The 20,592-nt window shown below is 60.6% G+C and carries 18 protein-coding genes and 1 pseudogene; 8 read left to right on the top strand and 11 right to left on the bottom strand.

The annotated features are described in order from the left end of the window. The first annotated feature begins 55 nt into the window (after nucleotides 1-55). Complete coding sequence (locus AB3N21_RS09015; protein WP_367934913.1) at nucleotides 56-703, top strand: TetR/AcrR family transcriptional regulator; 648 nt, start codon at nucleotides 56-58, stop codon at nucleotides 701-703. A 366-nt stretch (nucleotides 704-1,069) separates the two neighbouring features. Continuing rightward, the gene (locus tag AB3N21_RS09010; RefSeq protein WP_367934912.1) at nucleotides 1,070-1,192 is read left to right on the top strand and encodes a hypothetical protein; all 123 of its coding nucleotides are present in this window, start codon (nucleotides 1,070-1,072) and stop codon (nucleotides 1,190-1,192) included. Between the two features lie 3 nt (nucleotides 1,193-1,195). Here the strand turns inward: AB3N21_RS09010 and AB3N21_RS09005 are convergent, their stop codons facing one another. The 10 genes and pseudogenes from AB3N21_RS09005 to mutM all read right to left on the bottom strand — a co-directional run bounded on the left by AB3N21_RS09005 (nucleotide 1,196) and on the right by mutM (nucleotide 12,728). After that, complete coding sequence (locus AB3N21_RS09005; RefSeq protein ID WP_367934911.1) at nucleotides 1,196-1,654, bottom strand: SRPBCC family protein; 459 nt, start codon at nucleotides 1,652-1,654, stop codon at nucleotides 1,196-1,198. An 849-nt stretch (nucleotides 1,655-2,503) separates the two neighbouring features. After that, complete coding sequence (locus AB3N21_RS09000) at nucleotides 2,504-2,761, bottom strand: hypothetical protein (protein WP_367935080.1); 258 nt, start codon at nucleotides 2,759-2,761, stop codon at nucleotides 2,504-2,506. Next, nucleotides 2,743-3,245: pseudogene (locus tag AB3N21_RS08995) on the bottom strand (transposase); the annotation flags it as partial. The pseudogene AB3N21_RS08995 and the gene AB3N21_RS09000, both read right to left, overlap by 19 nt. 287 nt (nucleotides 3,246-3,532) lie before the next feature. Then, nucleotides 3,533-5,950 carry a DNA topoisomerase (ATP-hydrolyzing) subunit B gene (gene gyrB / locus AB3N21_RS08990; RefSeq protein ID WP_367935072.1) on the bottom strand — a complete coding sequence of 806 codons (2,418 nt, stop codon included), beginning with the start codon at nucleotides 5,948-5,950 and terminating at the stop codon, nucleotides 3,533-3,535. A 118-nt stretch (nucleotides 5,951-6,068) separates the two neighbouring features. Continuing rightward, nucleotides 6,069-7,166, bottom strand: a complete 1,098-nt coding sequence (recF, locus tag AB3N21_RS08985) for a DNA replication/repair protein RecF (RefSeq protein ID WP_367934910.1) — start codon at nucleotides 7,164-7,166, stop codon at nucleotides 6,069-6,071. Between the two features lie 62 nt (nucleotides 7,167-7,228). Next, nucleotides 7,229-8,350 (bottom strand): DNA polymerase III subunit beta, encoded by a 1,122-nt coding sequence (dnaN, locus tag AB3N21_RS08980; protein WP_367934909.1) that lies wholly within the window; start codon nucleotides 8,348-8,350, stop codon nucleotides 7,229-7,231. Nucleotides 8,351-8,575: 225 nt separating this feature from the next. Further along, the gene (gene dnaA, locus AB3N21_RS08975; RefSeq protein ID WP_367934908.1) at nucleotides 8,576-9,973 is read right to left on the bottom strand and encodes a chromosomal replication initiator protein DnaA; all 1,398 of its coding nucleotides are present in this window, start codon (nucleotides 9,971-9,973) and stop codon (nucleotides 8,576-8,578) included. Nucleotides 9,974-10,538: 565 nt separating this feature from the next. Further along, nucleotides 10,539-10,802: a 30S ribosomal protein S20 gene (gene rpsT / locus AB3N21_RS08970; RefSeq protein WP_142638226.1), complete on the bottom strand. Its 264-nt coding sequence runs from the start codon at nucleotides 10,800-10,802 to the stop codon at nucleotides 10,539-10,541. 231 nt (nucleotides 10,803-11,033) lie between these two features. Continuing rightward, a complete protein-coding gene (locus AB3N21_RS08965) occupies nucleotides 11,034-11,810 on the bottom strand; it encodes an enoyl-CoA hydratase (protein WP_367934907.1) in 777 nt (258 codons plus the stop codon). Nucleotides 11,811-11,876: 66 nt separating this feature from the next. After that, on the bottom strand, nucleotides 11,877-12,728 hold the full coding sequence (gene mutM, locus AB3N21_RS08960; protein WP_367934906.1) for a bifunctional DNA-formamidopyrimidine glycosylase/DNA-(apurinic or apyrimidinic site) lyase: 852 nt from the start codon (nucleotides 12,726-12,728) through the stop codon (nucleotides 11,877-11,879). An 86-nt stretch (nucleotides 12,729-12,814) separates the two neighbouring features. Between mutM and ubiE the strand changes: the two genes are divergently transcribed. Beyond that, entirely contained in the window at nucleotides 12,815-13,567 is a 753-nt protein-coding gene (gene ubiE / locus AB3N21_RS08955) for a bifunctional demethylmenaquinone methyltransferase/2-methoxy-6-polyprenyl-1,4-benzoquinol methylase UbiE (RefSeq protein WP_367934905.1), read from the top strand. Then, entirely contained in the window at nucleotides 13,568-15,097 is a 1,530-nt protein-coding gene (ubiB, locus tag AB3N21_RS08950; RefSeq protein WP_367934904.1) for a 2-polyprenylphenol 6-hydroxylase, read from the top strand. Between the two features lie 98 nt (nucleotides 15,098-15,195). Here ubiB and AB3N21_RS08945 read toward each other — a convergent pair whose 3' ends face one another. Next, nucleotides 15,196-16,371: an acetyl-CoA C-acyltransferase family protein gene (locus tag AB3N21_RS08945; protein ID WP_367934903.1), complete on the bottom strand. Its 1,176-nt coding sequence runs from the start codon at nucleotides 16,369-16,371 to the stop codon at nucleotides 15,196-15,198. 117 nt (nucleotides 16,372-16,488) lie between these two features. Between AB3N21_RS08945 and AB3N21_RS08940 the strand changes: the two genes are divergently transcribed. From AB3N21_RS08940 to tdh, 4 genes are all read left to right on the top strand, one after another. Beyond that, nucleotides 16,489-17,055 (top strand): helix-turn-helix domain-containing protein, encoded by a 567-nt coding sequence (locus tag AB3N21_RS08940; protein ID WP_367934902.1) that lies wholly within the window; start codon nucleotides 16,489-16,491, stop codon nucleotides 17,053-17,055. A gap of 251 nt (nucleotides 17,056-17,306) precedes the next feature. Further along, a complete protein-coding gene (locus tag AB3N21_RS08935) occupies nucleotides 17,307-18,494 on the top strand; it encodes a glycine C-acetyltransferase (protein WP_367934901.1) in 1,188 nt (395 codons plus the stop codon). Further along, nucleotides 18,491-19,441, top strand: coding sequence for a PLP-dependent cysteine synthase family protein (locus tag AB3N21_RS08930; protein WP_367934900.1), 951 nt, complete (start codon nucleotides 18,491-18,493; stop codon nucleotides 19,439-19,441). Before AB3N21_RS08935 ends, AB3N21_RS08930 begins: the two co-directional genes overlap by 4 nt. Nucleotides 19,442-19,460: 19 nt before the next feature. Continuing rightward, nucleotides 19,461-20,492, top strand: a complete 1,032-nt coding sequence (gene tdh / locus AB3N21_RS08925) for an L-threonine 3-dehydrogenase (protein WP_367935071.1) — start codon at nucleotides 19,461-19,463, stop codon at nucleotides 20,490-20,492. Nucleotides 20,493-20,592 lie beyond the last annotated feature (100 nt).

Genomic DNA, 20,592 nt, shown 5'->3' with positions numbered 1-20,592 from the left:
TCTCTGCGCAATCGAATCCATTGTCCTTGCGGTGGTGGATAATGTGTCATATACTATGAACGATCGTTCGTTCAATATTGAGCATGAAAAAATGTCAGAAGATGGGAAGGCGGGCTCGGCCCGAGAAAAGGCCACGGCCAAAAGGCGCAATCAGATTTTGGAAGCCGCAGTCATGTGTTTTCTCGAGAACGGATATCATCAGACCGGCGTACGCGACATTGCGGCTCGGGCGGGCGTCAGCCTTGGAAATCTCTACAATCACTTTCGCGGAAAACATGATGTGCTTGTCGAAATCGCGATGTTCGAGCGACGCGATATGGAGCCGTTTCTGAAGATCCTGAATTCAAACTCTCCGGCACCGAAAATTCTAAAAAAGTTCATCGGTGCTTACGCCAGGTATCTGGCCGCACCGGAAAATGTCATTCTCGCGTTGGAGATTTCAAGTGAGGCCGTGCGCCAACCGGACATCGCGCAGTTGTTTGTGGAGAACCGCGCGATGCTGACCGATGCGCTTGTATCTGTGGTTAAACGGGGTATTGCGGATGGTGACCTGCGTGCTGTTCCCGATCCTCTTCAGGCTTCGCAATTGGTCATAGAGGTTTTGGAAGGCAGCGCGTATCGCAGCGTGTTGGCCGGGATACCGATGTCCAAGTTGGTCGGTAGTGTCGAGGATTTCGTAATGAGTTCGCTGTTGGTGCGATGATGACTTGGATCTTGCATAATGTTTAGAGGTTCATACAAGTCCGTCTTCGGGGGTTTTAGCGTCTCCCCCAACAATCAAACTCTGACCAGAGATCATTCGCGAACGGTTTTGGGCAATCTTACAACCAATGTAGGTGCGCTCATAACGCTGCATCTTCACCATTGATTTTATTCAGAAAATTTAGGCGTCTTCGCCCATAACTTTGCGCACCATTTGCCCATAACTCTGCACGATTAACCCATAAGTTTGCGCGGTTCAAAAGAACGCGTTCAATTGACGGTAGTTGCCGCGCGATTCCGTCAACTTGGAAGCATTTCCGCTCAATCAAAAGTGCATTTTAACTTGCAAAACTCAACCCTTATCTGAATGACACAGCTCAATCGCAGGCTTGTGGCATATCGCCTTGGAAATGCTGCGGCCTGGCTCGCCATTTCTCCGGGCCGCTGGCATGGCGACTTCACGCCGCCGGTATCCGACTGCGGTTTCTGATCCCTAAGTCGCGAGATGTTCGGCAAGGTTGTTGACCTGTATATTCCAGCCCTCTTCGTTGCTGCGCAAAAGCTCGATCCGTCGAGCGTCGGGCAAAGAGGAAAATCCGGACTCGGTTATCGTCAGTCGTGTCCCTTTCGGGATCTCCATCAACCGAAACTCAACAAGCATCCTCGGCTGATCCGTTAATTGCTCGGCCGCGCCCACGTCAGCATCATACCACATGAACGAGAATAGGCGCTCGGGCACCATACGCTTGATGTAAGCGATCCAGGGAACGCCTTCATGGCCCGGATACGTGATCTGCCCGGTGGATTTGCCGCCCACCTCAAATGGCTGATCGAGGTCGACACGAAACCACTGTCCAAATTCTTCATAGTCCGTGAGAGCTTGCCAAACCCGCGAGACTGGTGCGTTCAACTCGACCGTTTTCACGATCCTGTCGTTGTCCACTTCAGCCATGATACAACTCCTTCGCCACCCATAATTCTTCCGGGATACCCTACAAGCAACAAATTCGCAGCGTTTATCGCAGTGTATGCCTTCAGACAACGTGACGTCTGATGCGCCCGGGCGCGTCACTGGTATCGGCGCAACACTGACCGCTGCGAACGCTCAGACGTCGCTGCCTAATCCGTCGGACTCTCGCAAACACGGTGTTTTGCGTCGGTGGCGATCCGGCGAATGTCTTGGAAGGGCTCTCCCATTGCCCTTTTCTCCGACCGAACCCAATGGTTGCTTTGCATTTCGCCCGGGCCTTCAATAAGCAACGAATTACAGGCAGTCAGCGGGACACAGCCGCCTTATGCCGACGCGGCGATTGCTTGCGCAGAAAAACACCGCCCGCGCCGCACGAAATCTTCGGCGGCGCGGCAGATTTCCCCAGACCGGTCGTTCATTCGCACCAAGTCGGCGGATTCTAAACCGATCATTCGCTGCGGTCGAATTCGGCAATCAAGGAGCGCAACAATACGGCCATTCACCAAGCCTCAACTTACGTCCGCTTTTAGAAAAAATTGAACGCGCCGGTTACCGCTAGGCTGAGGCCGTTGTCACTACCCTCGCCAATCGAGTTCGCTTGGCAATCTAAGATCTGCCTTCAGGCTTTCCTAGAACACAGAAAACCAACATTGCACGCATTGGGTCGAACAGCGATTTTAGCTGCTGCGCATCGCGGGCATCCCGTTTGATTTGCGTGAACATACTCTTGATCATGTTCTGAAGCTGCAACGGGTCGATACCCGCGCTGTTCAAATCCTTTTCGAAGGGCGCCAACACGATACCGATTGCTCTAAGGTAGTTGCCCTTGATCTATTTCACACGCTCGGGTGAGAGGTTGTCGCCAATTTCGAGTACCTCGTCGAGGTGCGGAAACCTTTGCATGGCGTCGAAGGGGGCGGCGCACATGTGCTTGAAGAGTATGTCGAGCCTATCCTCAAGATCGGTTGTTGTTGCGCAGACGCTTTCGATGTCAGCCTTGGTTTTCTCCGCGTAATGATAAAGGACTGCGAAGATAAAATCTTCTTTGCTTTCATATGCTTTATACAACGTTTGGCGTTCACTTCCCAACCTTCTCTTCTCAGTAGGATATGGATCCGCCGGTAGCCATAACGCACCCGCGTCTCGGCGATCTCACGGATCCGTTTCCACAATGCCGCCTGCGACGGCCGGCGCGACTTTTAGAAATAGGTGGACTTGCTCAGACCCAGAACCTTGCAGCCTCGCCGGATCGAGACCTGAAACACGCCCTGAACATAGTCGACCAGTTGCCGGCCTTTCGCAGGCGCTACACTTTTTTTGCGAGAACGTCCTGAAGCATGGCTTTGTCCAGGGACAGATCGGCCACCATCCTTTTCAGTCGCCCGTTTTCTTCCTCGAGCAGCTTCAGCCGTTTCAGTTCCGAAGGCATCAGCCCGCCGTACTTCTTTCGCCACCGGTAATATGTCTGCTGGGAAACGCCCGCCTTCCGGCAGACCTCTTGGACACTCAACCCATCATCAACCTGTTTCAGAATGAACGCGATCTGCTGTTCGCTGAACCGTGATTTCCGCATCGGGATTCTCCGCGTTGCCTGCCTGGTACATTACAGGAAAAGTCTCGCTTCCGCCGGTCCAGTTTCCGGGCAGCAGGTCATTTGCAAAGGTCGCTATCTGCGTGTATCGGATATTCCAACGAAGCTGAACGCAAAACGGCCCGCAGCGTCCGCACGAAATATCCGAGTTTACAGGTTGTCTAGCTCGAGAAAGCGCTTTCCCCCGTTTCGACCATTTGCGCAAAACTATGGGCGAACTACGCAAAACTTTGGGGTGTGCGAAGGGCTATGCGCAAACCTACACACGATCAGAAATCCAGGTTCTCCACGCTCAGCGCGTTTTGCTGGATAAACTCGCGGCGGGGTTCCACCACATCACCCATCAGCTTGGTGAACAGGTCATCCGCCTCAACCATGTCATCCACGCGCACCTGCAGCAGCGTGCGCGCGTCCGGGTCGAGCGTGGTTTCCCACAGCTGATCGGGGTTCATCTCGCCCAGCCCCTTGTAGCGTTGCAGCGAGAGGCCCTTTTCGCCCTCTTCCAGAATCGCACGCAGCAGATCCAGCGGGCCGTGGATGGCCTGAGACCGGTCGCGGCGGATGAGGGTGGCGGGGGAATTATAAACCTCCTGCAGGCTCTGGGTGAAGCTGCCGGTCTTGCGGGCCTCGCCCGAGCGCAGCATCGGGCCGTCCAGTGTGCGCACCTCTTCCACACCGCGCAGGATACGGGCCAGGCGGATGCCGTGATCCTGCGTAATCCGGCCCTGCCAGCCGCGTTCGTATTCCAGTGCGATCAGATCCAAACGGGCGGCGACTTTGTCAGCCACGCCTTGTAGGTCGGCATCCACCGCGCCGGGCACAAAGGCGCCTGCGACGGCGGCCTGTTCCAGAATGTGGCGGGGGTAGTGGGTTGGGAAAGCGTCCAGCACGCGTTTCAATTGCCGTGCCTCGTCGACCACGCGGGTCAGGTCCTGACCGATGATTTCTTCGCCCGAGCCGAGTTTCAGTACCGCGCCCTCGACGCCCTGATGGATCAGGTAATCATCCAGCGCAGCCTGATCCTTTAGGTAAACTTCTGATTTGCCGCGCGAAACTTTGTAGAGGGGTGGTTGCGCGATATAAAGGTGTCCCCCCTCGATCAGCTCTGGCATCTGCCGGTAGAAGAAGGTCAGCAGCAGGGTCCGGATATGCGCGCCGTCCACGTCAGCATCGGTCATGATGACGATCTTGTGGTAGCGCAGCTTTTCGATGTTGAACTCATCCCGGCCAATGCCGGTACCAAGCGCCATCACCAAATTGCCGATCTCCTGGGATGACAGCATCCGGTCGAACCGGGCGCGTTCCACGTTCAGGATCTTGCCGCGCAGGGGCAGCACCGCCTGTGTACGCCGATCGCGGCCGGTTTGCGCGGAACCGCCCGCCGAGTCCCCTTCGACCAAAAACACTTCGGTCTTTGCCGGGTCTTTCTCGGAACAATCCTTGAGCTTGCCGGCGAGATAATTGACATCCATCGCCGTCTTGCGACGGGTCAGTTCGCGCGCCTTGCGGGCAGCCTCACGCGCCAGTGCGGCCTCGATGATCTTGCCGACGATCTGTTTGGCCTCGTTTGGGTTTTCCTCGAACCACTCCGCCAGCTTTTCGTTCACCAGGCTTTCGACCGCCGGGCGTACCTCGGAACTGACCAGCTTGTCCTTGGTCTGGGATGAGAATTTCGGATCGGGCACCTTGACCGACAGCACGCAGGTCAACCCTTCGCGGGCGTCGTCACCGGTAAAGCTCACCTTCTCCTTCTTCGCGATGCCCGAAGATTGCGCGTAGTTGTTAATCGTCCGCGTCAGCGCACCCCGGAAGCCCGCCACATGGGTGCCGCCATCGCGCTGCGGGATGTTGTTGGTAAAGGGCAGCACCGTCTCGTGGTAGCTGTCGTTCCACCACATGGCGATTTCCACGCCGATATCGTCACGGTCGCCCTTGATGTAGATCGGCTGATCCATCACGGCTGTCTTGGAACGGTCGAGATACTTGACGAACTCCTTGACGCCACCCTCGTAGAACAGCTCGGTCTCCAGCCGCTCGGCGGGGCGCTCATCGATTAGGGTGATCCGCACGCCGGAGTTCAGGAAGGCCAGCTCGCGCAGGCGTTTTTCCAGCGTCTCAAACGCGTATTCGAGGTTGGAAAACGTGTTGGTCGAGGCCAGGAACCGCACCTCGGTCCCAGTGCGCTCACCACATTCGCCGACAACGGTCAGGTGTTCGGTTGTCTCGCCGCCTTCAAACCGGGCGACATGTTCCTTGCCGTCGCGCCAGATCCGCAACTCCAGCCAGTCCGACAGGGCGTTCACCACCGACACACCCACACCGTGCAGACCGCCGGACACCTTGTAAGAGTTGCTGTCGAACTTCCCGCCCGCATGCAGCTGGGTCATGATGACCTCGGCGGCGGACACGCCTTCCTCTTCGTGGATTCCCACCGGAATTCCGCGCCCGTTATCGCTGACCGAGACGCTGGAATCTGCATGGATTTTGACCGTCACATGGTCGGCATGACCGGCCAGCGCCTCGTCGATACCGTTGTCCACGACCTCATACACCATATGGTGCAAACCCGAGCCATCGTCGGTGTCGCCGATATACATGCCCGGCCGTTTCCGAACGGCCTCCAACCCCTTGAGAACCTTAATGGAATCGGCGCCGTATTCTTCTGGCGTCTGTGCGTCGTCGGACATGCCGTCAGTACCTTCATTTTTTGTCATCTTATACGTTCTCTGGTGGGGATTGTCACGCGATCCCACCAGATTTTGTGTGATGAACGGGTCTTGTTTGCACCGATCGCCCGCGCCCGGCTCAGAATGCTGAAACCTGCGATATTCCCTCAGTTTCAGTGACCTCCAGAACCTGTGCCCGACCGCCCAATTCGGCAAAGAGCTCAAGCCCCGTTCCAGTCATCCAGGCCTGGGCGCCCAGCGCGCAGATCTCCTCATAAAGCGCCGCCTGGCGGTCCGCATCCAGATGCGCCGCCACCTCGTCCAGCAGCACGATGGGTGGTGCCCCGATCATCCCGGCGAGCGCGCGCGCATTGGCGAGGATCAGCGACACCAGTAGCGCCTTTTGTTCACCCGTCGAGCAATCACGGGCGGGAACGCCCTTGGCCGCATATGTGCCATAGAGATCGCTGCGATGTGGCCCCACTAACGTGCGCCCGGCGGCCAGATCGCGAAACCGGCTCTCTGCCAGCGCCTCGCGCAGATCACCTTCGGTCTCGGGCATTGCACCTTCGGTCTGGACCAATTCCAATTCTGCCGTTGGGAACGCCGTTTCCGCCCGTTCTTGCGCCGCCCGCAGATGCTCCAATGCCGCAACACGCGCGAGATGTATCCGATGGCCCGAGGTGGCCATCTGCCCCTCAAGCGCGACATACCAATGGGCATCCCGCACTTGGTCCTTCAGCAGACGATTGCGTTCGCGCATGGCCTTTTCATAGGTCAGCGCAGCCTCGGCGTGCGAGGGGTCGAAACTTAGCGCCATCCGGTCCAGAAACCGCCGCCGCCCGTCGGCACCTTCGATCCACAAACGGTCCATCGAGGGGATCAGCCACACGACCCGCGCCAGTTTGCCCAGCGCCACCTGACTGGCTGCCTTGCCGTCAACCCGTACCTGCCGCGCCGCGCCGCCATCGGACCAGGTCTCGATCTCATAACTCTGCCCGTGCGCCGCAAGCAGCCCGGTCAGCTTCCACCCTAACGCCTCGGGTCGCCGCGTCATCTCGGCGGCACTGGCCCGGCGCAACCCGCGCCCCGGCGAAAACAGCGACACAGCCTCAAGGATATTGGTCTTGCCCGCCCCGTTCGGCCCGTAAATCGCCACAGGCCGGTCATCCAGAGACAGCCGCACCAGCTTGTGCGAGCGAAAATGGGAAATTGTAAGCGAGGTCAGGGCCAGCAAAAACCAAGCCCCCTTCTTCTGTTCAAAAATATCCCCGCCGGAGGCATCGCGCGTCAGCGCGATCAGACACGCATCGGCATGACCACATAGACCGCGCTCTGATCACTGCCTTCGCGCATCAGGGTCGGATCGCCCGCCGAGTTGAACAGGAACACCGCGTTTTCGCGATCCACCTGAGACGCGATTTCAAGCAGATACTTGGCGTTGAACCCGATCTCGAGCCGCTCGTCTCCATAGGCCACGGCCAGTTCCTCTTCGGCAGCACCACTGTCGGGCGCGTTGACCGACAGCACCAGCCGGTCGGTCTCAAGCTGCAGCTTCACCGCGCGCGAACGTTCCGACGACACGGTGGCCACCCGGTCCACTGCTTGGGCGAATTCCGAGGCGTCCACTTCCAAGCGCCGCGTGTTGCCCTGCGGGATCACGCGGGTGTAGTCGGGGAAGGTGCCGTCGATCACCTTCGAGGTCAGGGTTATGTCCGGGGTGGCAAAGCGCACTTTGGTCTCGCTGACCGACACGGCAATATCCATCTCGTCATCGTCCAGCAGCTTGCGCAGCTCACCCACGGTCTTGCGCGGCACGATCACGCCGGGCATTTCGTCGGCCCCGCCGGGCAGATCAGCGTCGATCCGGGCCAGACGGTGGCCATCGGTCGCCACGCAGCGCAGCGACTTTCCGCCTTCGGACCCGTCCGCCACATGCATATAGACACCGTTCAGATAATACCGGGTCTCTTCGGTCGAGATCGCGAATTTCGACTTGTCGAACAGCCGCCGCAGCAATGCCGCCGATGCGGTAAAATTGGACTGGTATTCCGAGGAGGCCATTACCGGAAAGTCCTCGCGCGGCAGGGTTGCCAGCGAGAAGTTCGAGCGCCCGGCTTCGACCGTCAGCCGTCCAGCCGCGCTGTCGGCATTCAGCGTAACCAGCGCGCCGTCGGGCAGTTTGCGCACGATCTCGTGCAAGGTGGTGGCCGCGACGGTGGTAGCGCCTGCGCGCTCGACCTGAGCGGGCGCCTTGTCGACCACTTCGATATCCAGATCGGTGGCGCGGAACTGAACCTGATCGTTTTCGGCTTCGATGAGAACATTGGCCAGGATCGGGATCGTATTGCGGCGCTCCACAACGGACTGGGCCTGAGACACGGCCTTGAGCAATGCGCCGCGTTCGATGCTGATCTTCATACCCTCAATTCCTCTGACTTAGGCCGGGATTGGCAACCTAGCGGTTTCCCCCTGCGGCACAAGGTTTTTTACGGATTTCTGGGTTGGAAAACCCGGAGGGTCAAGCGCCACGTGGCCGACAGGGCACAGTTCGCCGGCAACCGTGGGGTTAACCGCACAGAAAAACCCCGAAGCGGGCCCCGGGGTTCGAAAACGTGGCCCCGGATCACGCCCGGGGCGGGCAGATTATGCTTCCAGCGCGCGGCGCAGCATTTCGACATCCTCGGCGATCTGCCCGTCGGTCAGCTTGAGTTCCTCGATACGACGCACCCCGTGCATCACAGTGGTATGATCGCGCCCGCCAAAGCGGCGGCCGATCTCGGGTAGCGAGCGGCTGGTGAGCTGCTTGCACAGATACATCGCCACCTGGCGTGGCCGGGCGTAGGAGCGCAGGCGCTTGGGGCCGATGATGTCGCTGAGGCGGATGTTGTAATAGTCGGAGACCTTGCGCTGGATCTCCTCGACGGTGATCTTGCGTTCCGAGGCACGCAACACGTCGGCCAGACAATCCTGCGTCAGCTCCATGTCGATCTCGCGCCCCACCAGCGAGGCAAAGGCAAAGAGCCGGGTCAGCGCGCCTTCGAGCACGCGGACATTTGTTGAAATGCGGTGAGCAAGGAATTCCAGCACCCCGTCGGCGATCTTTAGATCGGGATAGGTGGAGCGATACTGCTGTACCTTGGTCTGCAGGATGCCCAGCCGCAGCTCGTAATCGGTGGGATGCAGGTCGACGACCAGGCCGCATTGCAGGCGCGACTTTACCCGATCCTCCAAGTCCTTGATTTCGCCGGGCGCCCGATCGGCTGAGATGATGATCTGCTTGTTCTGATCCACCAGCGCATTGAAGGTGTGGAAGAATTCCTCCTGAGTGGAATCCTTGCCCGCGATGAACTGCACGTCATCCACCATCAGCACGTCGACCGAGCGGAACAGGTGCTTGAAATCCATCATCCGGCGCTCGCGCAGGGCCTGCACGAAACGGTACATGAACTGCTCCGCCGATAGGTAGAGTACGTTCAACTCCGGGTGCTTGACCTTCAGCTCCCACGCAATCGCGTGCATCAGGTGCGTCTTACCCAGACCGACGCCACCATAGAGCACCAGCGGATTGAATGTGACCGGCCCGCCCTCGGCCACACGACGCGCGGCGGCATGGGCCAGTTCGTTGGGCTTGCCCACCACAAAGCTTTCAAAGGTGAACCGGGCCTCCAGAGGTGCGGCCTGAAGGGATTCCATCGGGTCGTTGGACGTCTGTGTCATATCGGGGCTCGGCTCTTCCTCGGCATCGGCTGTTACGGGTACAGGTGCGGCAGCGGCCTTCTTCGCAGGGCGCACCGGTGAGTTGGCTGCAACCCTAAACGCCAGGCGCTGCACGGCCTCGCCCGAAGTGTTCAGTTCATAGAGGATGAGATCTGCGAAATTCTGGCTGACATAGTTGCCCATGAAATTGGTCGGGACCGAAAAAACCGCCACGCCGTCCTGCAATTCCTCGAACTCCAGCGGTTCGATCCAGGTGGTGTAGTTGTTCTGTCCAACTGTCTTGAGCAGTTTTTGACGAAGCTGTCCCCATTTCTCTTGTGTCATCCAGCGCCTCACGCATCCCATTGTTTATTGGCCTTTGGGCCTTGTATTCACCATCTACGCACCGGGACATTGCCCGACTGGATCCACACGCAATAAGATACCCACACACCGAAACGCAGCTTCGGTGGCAGTACCCCGACAGGTACGAAGGCAGAGGCCGAAAAACACACGAGACAACCCGAGACCGGATCGCTACGAGCGACAGAGCCGCCTGCTACACTCTCATTTTACGACAGGGCCAAAGTCCCGGAGTAAGCCCGAAACCAAGAGCAGATCGACAGGATCGGTTTGTCCCGACCGCCGACATTCGCTTTGAAACTGACCTGATGCCCGTCAGGTATAGGTTCCCAAGCAGCCTGTCCCCCCAAGCGAGTGAATCGCTGAAAACAGTCCTAGCAAGTCCGTGTGCGAAGCGGCAATGAAACTCTGATATTGACTCAGGCTTTTAACGCAAAGAATCTCTCTGGCCCGCCGAGACGCGGCTTTCCGGCAACAGCAACGGAAAAAGGCGCCGCATGACGCGACGCCTCTTTCAATGGAATTTCTCGTGAGTCGCGGACCGGATTCAGCCCAGTGCTTTGACCCGTGCCGACAGGCGCGACATCTTGCGCGACGCGGTGTTTTTGTGGAACACGCCCTTGGTCACACCGCGCATTAGCTCGGGCTGAGCGGCGCGCAGGGCAGCGGTTGCGGCGTCCTTGTCGCCCGAGGCAATCGCCTCTTCGACTTTGCGCAGATAGGTACGGATCCGCGAGCGGCGGGCTTTGTTGACGGCGAAACGCTTTTCGTTCTGACGGGCGCGCTTCTTGGCCTGGGGCGAATTTGCCATGTGTCTCTCTGACCTTTGTTCGGTTCGGTTGTCTTCGGTTCGCGTGACGGACAATGCCGCACCGGATCATGGATCACGAGTGTGATTCTGGCCAAAGCGGGCCGCACGCGCATGTATAGCGGCGCTGCATAGCCAAGTTTGGCGGGTTTGCCAAGCCGATTCTTCTACACCGGACAGGCTAAGAAAAAGGCGGGCATTTGCCCGCCTGATCGGTCACGAGGACCCTTGACCTTACTTGTCGCGGAACTGCGCCTCGCGTTTTTCAAGGAAGGCGGCCATGCCTTCCTTTTGGTCTTCGCTGGCGAACATCGAATGGAACACGCGGCGTTCGAACAGCATGCCCTCGCTCAGCGGCAACTCATAGCTGCGGTTTACCGCTTCTTTCGCAGCCATGGTGCTGAGCATAGATTTTTCCGCGATCTTCTGGGCCGCGCCCACCGCCTCCTCGACCAGCTTCTTGGCGGGAACCACGCGGCTGACCAGGCCCGAGCGTTCGGCCTCTTCGGCGTCCATGAAACGGCCGGTCAGGTTCATGTCCATCGACTTGGACTTGCCCACGAAACGGGTCAGGCGCTGGCTGCCGCCCATGCCGGCGATCACACCAAGATTGATCTCGGGCTGGCCGAACTTGGCGCTGTCGGCGGCAATGATGAAATCGCACATCATCGCCAACTCGCACCCACCGCCCAGCGCGTAGCCACCCACGGCAGCGATGATCGGCTTGCGGATGGCGGCAATACGGTCATTGGCGTCGGCAAAGAGGTTCGTGGTGAACACATCCACAAAGCTCATCTCCGACATTTCCTTGATATCGGCGCCCGCGGCAAAGGCCTTGTCCGAGCCGGTGATGACGATACAGCGCACCTTGTCGTTGCTGTCCGCCTCTTCCAGCGCGCTGCACAGCTCCCCCAGCAATTGGGTGTTCAGCGCGTTCAGGGCGTCCGGACGGTTGAGGCGGATAAGGGCGACGTGGTCTTCAATTTCGACGATGATCGTCTCAAAGGCCATGGGGCAAGTGCTTTCGGTTGTTCCGTTCAGGAACGATTCCTTACCACGCGAGCGGTCGCTTTCAAGCTATCTTTGGCATTGCGCGCAATAGAAGGAGGACCGGCCCGACTGAGTGATTCTCTGTATGGCGCCACTGCAACCCGGGGTGCGGCAGGCCTCACCCTCGCGCCCGTAGACGTCAAAGCGATGCTGAAAATACCCAAGTTCTCCATCGGCTTGGCGGAAATCCCGCAGCGACGATCCGCCCGCCTCGATGGCGTCCTGCAGCACCTGTCGGATCACCGGAACCAGCGCCGCCACCCGCTTGGCCGAGATCTGGCCCGCCTTGCGACGTGGAGTAATCCCGGCGCGGTAGAGCGCCTCGCACACATAGATATTGCCCAGCCCGGCGACGATTCCCTGATCCAGCAGCGCCGATTTGACCGGGGTGTTCCGGCCCCGAAACGACTCGATCAGGTGCTGTTCGTGGAAATCGTTGCCCAAGGGTTCCGGCCCCAGAACCGCCAGCAGCTTGTGCGCCTCAGCCGTGGCAGTGGGCATCAGGTCCATCACCCCGAACCGGCGCGGATCGTTGAAGGTGACGCGGGCGCCGTTGGCCATGTGAAACACCACATGGTCGTGTTTCTCGGGCGCGGGATGCTCATGCACGAACTGCCCCAGCGGATCGCCCGAGACGGTCATCCGCCCCGACATGCCCAGATGGATCAACAGTGTCTCGCCCCCGCTCAGGTCGGCCAGAATGTATTTCGACCGCCGCCGCAGCCGATCCACCCGCTGCCCTGTAAGCCGTTCGGCCATGCGGTCGGGGAACGGCCAGCGCAAATCGGGGCGGTTCACATCCGCCTTCTCTATCACCACACCCTCCATCGCGGGGCTCAGGCCGCGTCTTACTGTCTCGACCTCGGGCAATTCAGGCATTAGGACGCTCCCATTCCAACGGGCCGCATTGTGCCCAGGTTCCAGCGCCCTATAACAGAGGCGAAATTCGAAAAACGGCAAGGCCCATGTCTGAGACCAACGACAAAACCACCCATTTCGGGTTCGAAACCGTCCGCGAGGCTGAAAAGGCCGGGCGGGTGCAGGGTGTGTTCAACTCGGTCGCCTCGAAATACGACATCATGAACGATGTGATGAGTATCGGCATCCATCGGGTCTGGAAGGACGCGATGATGGACTGGCTGGCACCGCGTCCCGGTCAGCGTCTGCTGGACGTGGCGGGTGGCACCGGCGACATCTCGTTCCGTTTCCTGAGACGGGCTGGCCATGGCCACGCCACCGTGCTGGACCTGACCGAGCCGATGCTGGTCGAGGGCCGCAAACGCGCCGAGGCCGAACAGCGCGCCGACAGTCTTGACTGGGTGGTTGGCGACGCCATGGCGCTGCCGTTTGAGGACAACACGTTCGACGTTTACACCATCTCGTTCGGCATCCGGAACGTGACCCGCCCGCAGGACGCTTTGAACGAGGCTTACCGTGTGCTGAAACCCGGCGGTCGCCTGATGGTTCTGGAATTCAGCCAGTTGCCCAATGACGGGCTGCAGAAACTCTACGACCTCTACAGTTTCAACGTCATTCCGCGCATGGGGCAGATGATTGCGGGCGACCGCGACAGCTATCAATACCTCGTGGAATCGATCCGAAATTTCCCCGATCAGGACACGTTTCTGGCCATGGTCTGCAAGGCCGGGTTCGGCAATGCCAAATACCGCAACCTCAGCATGGGCATCGCCGCGCTGCATTCCGGCTGGAAACTCTGAATGCGAGGACCTCACAACATCATCCGCCTGATCCGCACAGGCGCCACTTTGGAGCGCACGGGTGCCATGAACGTGGTACTCAACGCGTTCGAGGCCCCGCGCGCGCTGCGCTTTCTGGCCCACGCGCTGGGCAAGCCGTTCCAGTGGCTGGGCTACAAGGGCGACCCGGACATGCCACCCGCCACCCGCGCGCTGACCGCCATGGGCCCGGCCTATATTAAGTTCGGTCAGGTCCTCTCGACCCGCCCCGATGTGGTGGGCGATGAACTGGCCGAACAGCTGCGGGTGCTGCAAGACAAGCTGCCGCCGTTTTCGCGCGCCGAGGCCATGAAAGAGGTGGAAAAAGAGCTGGGCCGCCAGGTCGACACCCTGTTCTCGGAATTCAGCGAGCCGATCGCCGCCGCCTCGATCGCACAGGTGCACAAGGCCAAGCTGGCCGCCACCGGTGAAGAAGTGGCGGTCAAGGTCCTGCGCCCCGGGATCGAGCGCGCCTTCCGCAAGGATGTGGACGCCTTCTATTTCGCCGCCCGCATCGTCGATCTGTTTGCCCCCGGCGCACGCCGGTTGCGCCCGATGGACGTGATCGAACATTTCGACGGCGTGGTGCGGGGCGAGTTGGACCTGCGGCTGGAAAGCGCCGCCGCCTCGGAATATGCCGACAACACCAAGGGTGACGAAGGCTTCTGGCTGCCGCCGGTGCGCTGGTCGCTTTCGGCGCGGCGGGTCATGACGCTTAGTTGGGCCGACGGCATCCCGCTGGGAGACAACGACGCGCTGGATGCGGCAAATCACAACCGCCGCGACCTGGGGGAACGCGTGCTGCGCATGTTCCTGCTGCACGCCCTGCGCGACGGGTTTTTCCACGCCGACATGCACCAGGGCAACCTCAAGGTCGCCGCCAACGGCGACATCATCGCCTACGATTTCGGCATCATGGGCCATATCGACGAATACACCCGCCGGGTCTATGCCGAGATCCTGTTCGGCTTCATCCGCCGCGACTACAAACGCGTGGCCGAGGTGCATTTCGAGGCCGGTTACGTCCCCGCCGACAGGGATGTCGACGAATTCGCCCGCGCCCTGCGCGCCGTGGGCGAGCCGATCTTCGGCATGGACGCCTCACATATCTCGATGGGCCGGCTGCTGAACTACCTGTTCGAGGTCACCGAACGCTTCGGCATGGAGACCCGCACCGAGCTGATCCTGCTGCAACGCACCATGGTAGTGGTGGAAGGCGTGGCCCGCTCGCTCGATCCCCACATCAATATCTGGGAGGTCGCCCATCCGGTGGTCGAGGATTACATCAAAGGCTCCATCGGCCCTCGCGCGATCATGCGCGATTTGGGCAACACCGCCCGCGTCCTCGCCCGCTTTGGCCCCCGTCTCCCGGCCTTGGTGGAAAACGCCTTGATCGCCCAGTCCCAAACCGAAGAAAGCACCGCGTCCGGCAAGACCTCGTGGCTCTTGCCCGCGCTGGCAGGCGTATTGGCTGGCGCAATCCTGACCCTGCTGCTCATCACGCTGATCTGACCGCAGCCCGGCTCGGATCTTCTTCTGTTCCAAAATATCCTCGGGGGGAATCGCGCAACGCGCGATGGGGGGCAGACAGCCCCCCTGCCCCCTACCGATCAGAGCCGCTCGATGGCAATGGCAATCCCCTGACCGCCGCCGATACACATGGTGATCAGCCCTTTCGATCCGCCGGTTCGTTCCAACTCATAAAGCGCCTTCAGCGTGATGATCGCCCCGGTTGCACCCACCGGATGACCCAGCGCAATCGCACCACCATTCGGGTTCACCCTGGCTGCATCCAGCCCCAGTTCCTTGTTCACCGCCAACGCCTGCGCCGCAAAGGCCTCGTTCGACTCGATCACGTCGAAATCCGCGGCCGTCAGACCCGTCTTTGTAAACAGGTTCTGCACCGCCGGAACCGGCCCGATCCCCATCACCTCGGGCCGCACGCCGGCATGTGCATAGCCCAGCACCCGCGCCTTGGGCGTCAGCCCGGCCTTCTCCGCCGCATCCGCTGTCGCCAGCACCATCGCCGCAGCGCCGTCATTGATGCCCGAGGCATTGCCCGCCGTCACCCGACCGTCCTTCTGGAACACCGGCCTCAGCCCGGCCAGCGCTTCGGCGGTGGTAGCCTTGGGATGCTCATCCACCTTGAAATCGACCATGTCACGCTTGACCTTCACCTGCACCGGCGTGATCTGGCTGTCGAAATGGCCCGCGTCAATCGCCGCCGCCGCCCGGTCCTGACTTGCCAGAGCAAACTCATCCATCTGCTCGCGAGAGATCTGATGCTCGTCCGCCACATTCTCAGCCGTCACACCCATATGCCCGCTGCCAAACGGACAGTTCAGCGCTCCCAACATCATGTCAAGCGACTTCACATCGCCCATCTTCGCCCCCCAACGGGTCTGCGGTGTGATAAACGGGCTGCGCGACATGCTCTCGGCGCCGCCCGCAACGGCAAACTCGGCATCGCCCAGCATCAGCGACTGAACCGCCGACACAACCGCCTGCGCGCCGGACCCGCACAGACGGTTCACGTTCATCGCAGGCGTCCCGTTCGGTATCCCCGCCTGCATCCCCGCCACCCGGCTCAGATACATGTCGCGCGGCTCGGTGTTGATCACATGGCCAAAGACCACATGACCGATCTGACCGCCCTCGACCCCTGACCGCTCCAGCGCGGCCTCGGTGGCAACGGTTGCCAGATCGATGGGCGCGGTCGAGGCCAGTGCCCCGCCAAACGTCCCGATTGCGGTGCGGGCGCCGTCCAGAATCACGATGTCGGTCATGTCTCTCTCCTGTTGGGTCTGGCGGCATTATGCACCTGCGGCATTGGGCTGTCTCATGAGACGTACCGTCACGGGTGGAATTGACAAACTAGACCTCAAGGCGCACAAGAATCCGTCATGACGGAAAATCCAGACGATATCCTGACACGCCTGCCCGCCCGCCTGAAAGAGGCGCGCCGGGCGCAAGGCCTGTCGCTTGAGGCGGTGGCCAATCTCAGCGGCGTATCCCGCTCGATGGTCAGCCAGATCGAACGCGGCGAAAGCAGCCCGACCATCGCCACGCTCTGGAACCTGACCCGTGCCTTGCAGGTGGATTTCGCGGGACTGCTCGAAGATGGCGACGGCGCGGACCGGATCGAAGTGCTGCGCAAAACCGACGTGCCGAGCATCGACAACATGGGGCAGGGCTGCCGTATCCGCATCCTGTCGCCCCCCGAGGAGGCCGGCGGGCATGAAGTCTACGATATTCGATTCGATCCCGGCGGTGCCCTCAACAGCCAGCCCCATGCGCGTGGCGCGCAGGAACAACTGACGGTGCTGGAAGGTGCCGTGCGTGTCACCTCGGGTAACACCGCAAGTGAGTTGAACGCCGGAGACACTGCGCGCTACGCGGCGGATGTGGTGCATTCGATCTCAGCGCCGGACGCGGCGGCGCGCGTATTCCTCATCGTGAAAAACGCCTGAGCCGCGGCCAAATTTTTTCGAAAAAATTTGTTCTCCCCGATCTCGACTTCACGCCCGGTCAGGACGTGAGCCTGACATGTCCAATCGCAACCAAGAAAATTCGAATTTTCTTGGTTCAAAATTCTTCGAAGAATTTTGCGTCCGGCACAGATGTCCGGTTTGGCGGATTTTCATCCAATATAGTGAATTCCCCTATTTCGGAAACCTATCCGTTATGGTAGACGTGCGACTCAGGCAAAGGAGGATGGCCCATGTCCGACACATTCCTGTCCCACGTCACGGACACGCTTGCGCAGATCGAAGCCGAGGGGCTCTACAAGCGCGAGCGAATGATCACCTCGCCTCAGGGCGGTGAGATCACGGTTGGCGGGCAGCATGTCATCAACCTGTGCGCCAACAACTATCTGGGCCTCGCCGATCACCCGGACCTGATCGCAGCGGCGAAATCCGCGATGGAGCCCCGCGGCTTCGGCATGGCCTCGGTCCGGTTCATCTGCGGCACGCAGGACATCCACCGTGAGTTGGAGCAGCGGCTGGCCAAGTTCCTGAACAAGGATGACGCCATCCTGTTCGCCGCCTGCTTCGACGCCAATGGTGGCTTGTTCGAGCCGCTTCTGGGCCCCGAGGACGCCATCATCTCGGACAGCCTCAACCACGCATCGATCATCGACGGAGTGCGGCTCTGCAAGGCGAAGCGCTACCGCTATCTCAACAACGACATGAACGACCTCGAAGCCTGGCTGAAACAGGCGCGCGAGGATGGGGCGCGGCATATCATGATCGCCACCGATGGCGTGTTCTCGATGGATGGCTATCTGGCCAACCTGCCCGCCATCCGCGAATTGGCCGACACATATGACGCAGTGGTGATGGTCGACGACTGTCACGCCACCGGCTTCATGGGACCGCACGGAGCGGGTACGCCGGATCATTTCGGCGTGGACGTCGACATCCTGACGGGGACGCTGGGCAAGGCACTTGGGGGGGCAATCGGCGGTTATATCGCAGGGCCGCAGCCAGTGATCGACCTTCTGCGGCAGCGGGCGCGGCCCTATCTGTTCTCGAACTCGCTGCCGCCCTCCATCGTCTCCGCGGGCCTTGAAGCCATCCGTCTGGTCGAAGAGGGCGACATGCTGCGCGCCCAACTCTTCGGCAACGCCAAATACTGGCGCGCGGGTCTCGAAAAACTGGGTTTTGATCTCTTGCCCGGCGAACACCCGATCATCCCGGTCATGCTGGGTGAGGCGACGTTGGCACAGGAAATGGCAGCACGTCTCTTTGACGAAGGCGTCTATGTCTCGGGCTTCTTCTTCCCGGTGGTGCCGCGCGGTCAGGCGCGGATCAGGACGCAGATGAATGCGGCTCTGACCAAGGGCGAACTGGACCGTGCACTGGCCGCCTTTGGCAAGGTCGGCACGGATCTGGGAGTGATCGCATGATCCACACCTCGGTCATTGGCGTGATGGCCAATTCCCCGCTGGTCGAGCTGTCGCGCGTATGCGCTGCGCTCCACCTGCAGGGTCGCATACTCGCCAAGCTGGATTACCTGCTGCCCGGCTTCTCCAAAAAGGATCGCGCGGCAAGATCCATCATCGAAGCGGCCCGGGCCGACGGCACCCTCGCGCCCGGCCAGACCGTGGTGGAGCTCACCTCGGGCAATATGGGAACCGGGCTGGCCATCGTGTGCGGCGTTCTGGGCCATCCTTTCGTGGCGGTCATGAGTGCCGGAAACTCCGTCGAACGGGCACGCATGATGCGCGCGCTCGGGGCCGAGGTGGTCATCGTTCCGCAATCTCCGGGCGGCAAGCCGGGTGAGGTGTCGGGCGCGGATCTTGCCTTGGTTGAGGACGCCGCCCAACGGCTGACGGCTGAACGTGGCGCTTTCCGGGCCGACCAGTTCGGCCACAAGGGCAACCCGGATGCCCACGAAAGTGGAACCGCGCCGGAAATCTGGGCACAATCCAACGGTGAAATCACCGCGTTCTGCGACTTTGCAGGATCAGGGGGAACCCTTGGCGGCGCGGCGCGCTTCTTTGCCCGTCACAGTGTACGCTGTTTCGCCGTGGAACCTGACGACGCGCGCGCTTTGGCGGAGGGTTCCGTGCGTTGCCCGGACCATCCGATTCAGGGCGGCGGCTACGCCATGCCCGATCTTGCCCACCTGCGCGAGGCGCCAATCGCCGGCCACCTTGCCGTGACCGGCGGGCAGGCGCGCGACCATGCCCGCCTGCTTGCCCGTGCCGAGGGTATCTTTGCCGGGTACTCCTCCGGCGCCAATCTTGCCGCTGCCACCGAGCTGCTGCGCGGGTCGGAGCGCGGCGGCTGCGTTGCCATCGTGATGTGCGACAGTGGGCTGAAATACCTTTCGACCGATTTGTGGGAGTGATCCGATGCGACCCAATACAATGAAGGCCCTCGAAAAGTCCAAACCGCAGGAGGGGCTGTGGATGGTACACGCTCTGGTCCCTGAAATCGGTCCCGACGAGGTGCTGATCCGTATCAACAAGACCGGTATCTGCGGCACCGATATTCACATCTGGAACTGGGATGACTGGGCCTCGGCCACTGTGCCGGTTCCGCTCATCACGGGCCACGAATTCGCCGGTGAAATCGTCGAGATGGGTCGCGACGTGACCGGGCTGGAAATCGGCCAGCGCTGCTCTGGCGAGGGACACCTGATCGGCACCGACAGCCGCCAGAGCCGCGCAGGGAAGTTCCATCTCGACCCGGGCACGCGCGGGATCGGGGTGAACGAGCAGGGGGCATTCGCCGAATACCTGAAACTCCCCGCTTTCAACGTGGTGCCACTGCCGGACGACATTCCGGACGAGATCGGCGCGATTCTCGATCCCCTGGGCAATGCGGTGCACACGGCGCTCAGTTTCGATCTGCTGGGCGAGGACGTGTTGATCACCGGCGCCGGTCCCATCGGCATCATGGCCGCCGCTGTCGCCCGCCACGCCGGTGCGCGGCATGTGGTGATCACCGACATCAACCCGGACCGGCTACAACTGGCTGGCCATGTCGTTCCGTCGGTTCGTACCGTAGATGTGACCAGCGAAGACTTGCAGGACGTGATCGCCGAACTGGGCATGAAAGAGGGGTTCGATGTCGGGCTTGAAATGTCTGGCTCGCAAGCCGCGCTGGACCAGATGGTCGAGGCGCTGGTGATGGGCGGCAAAATCGCCCTACTGGGCATCCCGCCGGGCAAGTCTCCGGTGGACTGGTCGCGGATTGTGTTCAAGGCGATCACCATCAAGGGGGTCTATGGGCGCGAGATGTTCGAGACCTGGTACAAGATGATCGCGATGCTTCAGAACGGTCTGGATGTCACGCGCGTCATTACCCACCGCTTCAAGGTGGATGAGTTCGCCAAGGGTTTTGCCGCGATGAAATCCGGCCTGTCTGGCAAGGTTGTTCTTGAGTGGGGTGAATAGCAGACGGTCGCATGTCATGCGGACGACAGGACCGCACTTTACCGCATCAAAAAAAAGCCCCAGCCAAAACGGCGAGGCCTTCATCAGCGCCGAACCGGAT

The sequence above is a fragment of the Ruegeria sp. genome (genome assembly GCF_040830605.1).
In the GTDB taxonomy this organism is placed as follows: Bacteria; Pseudomonadota; Alphaproteobacteria; order Rhodobacterales; family Rhodobacteraceae; genus Ruegeria.
This window is presented reverse-complemented; position numbering and strand designations above follow the sequence as displayed.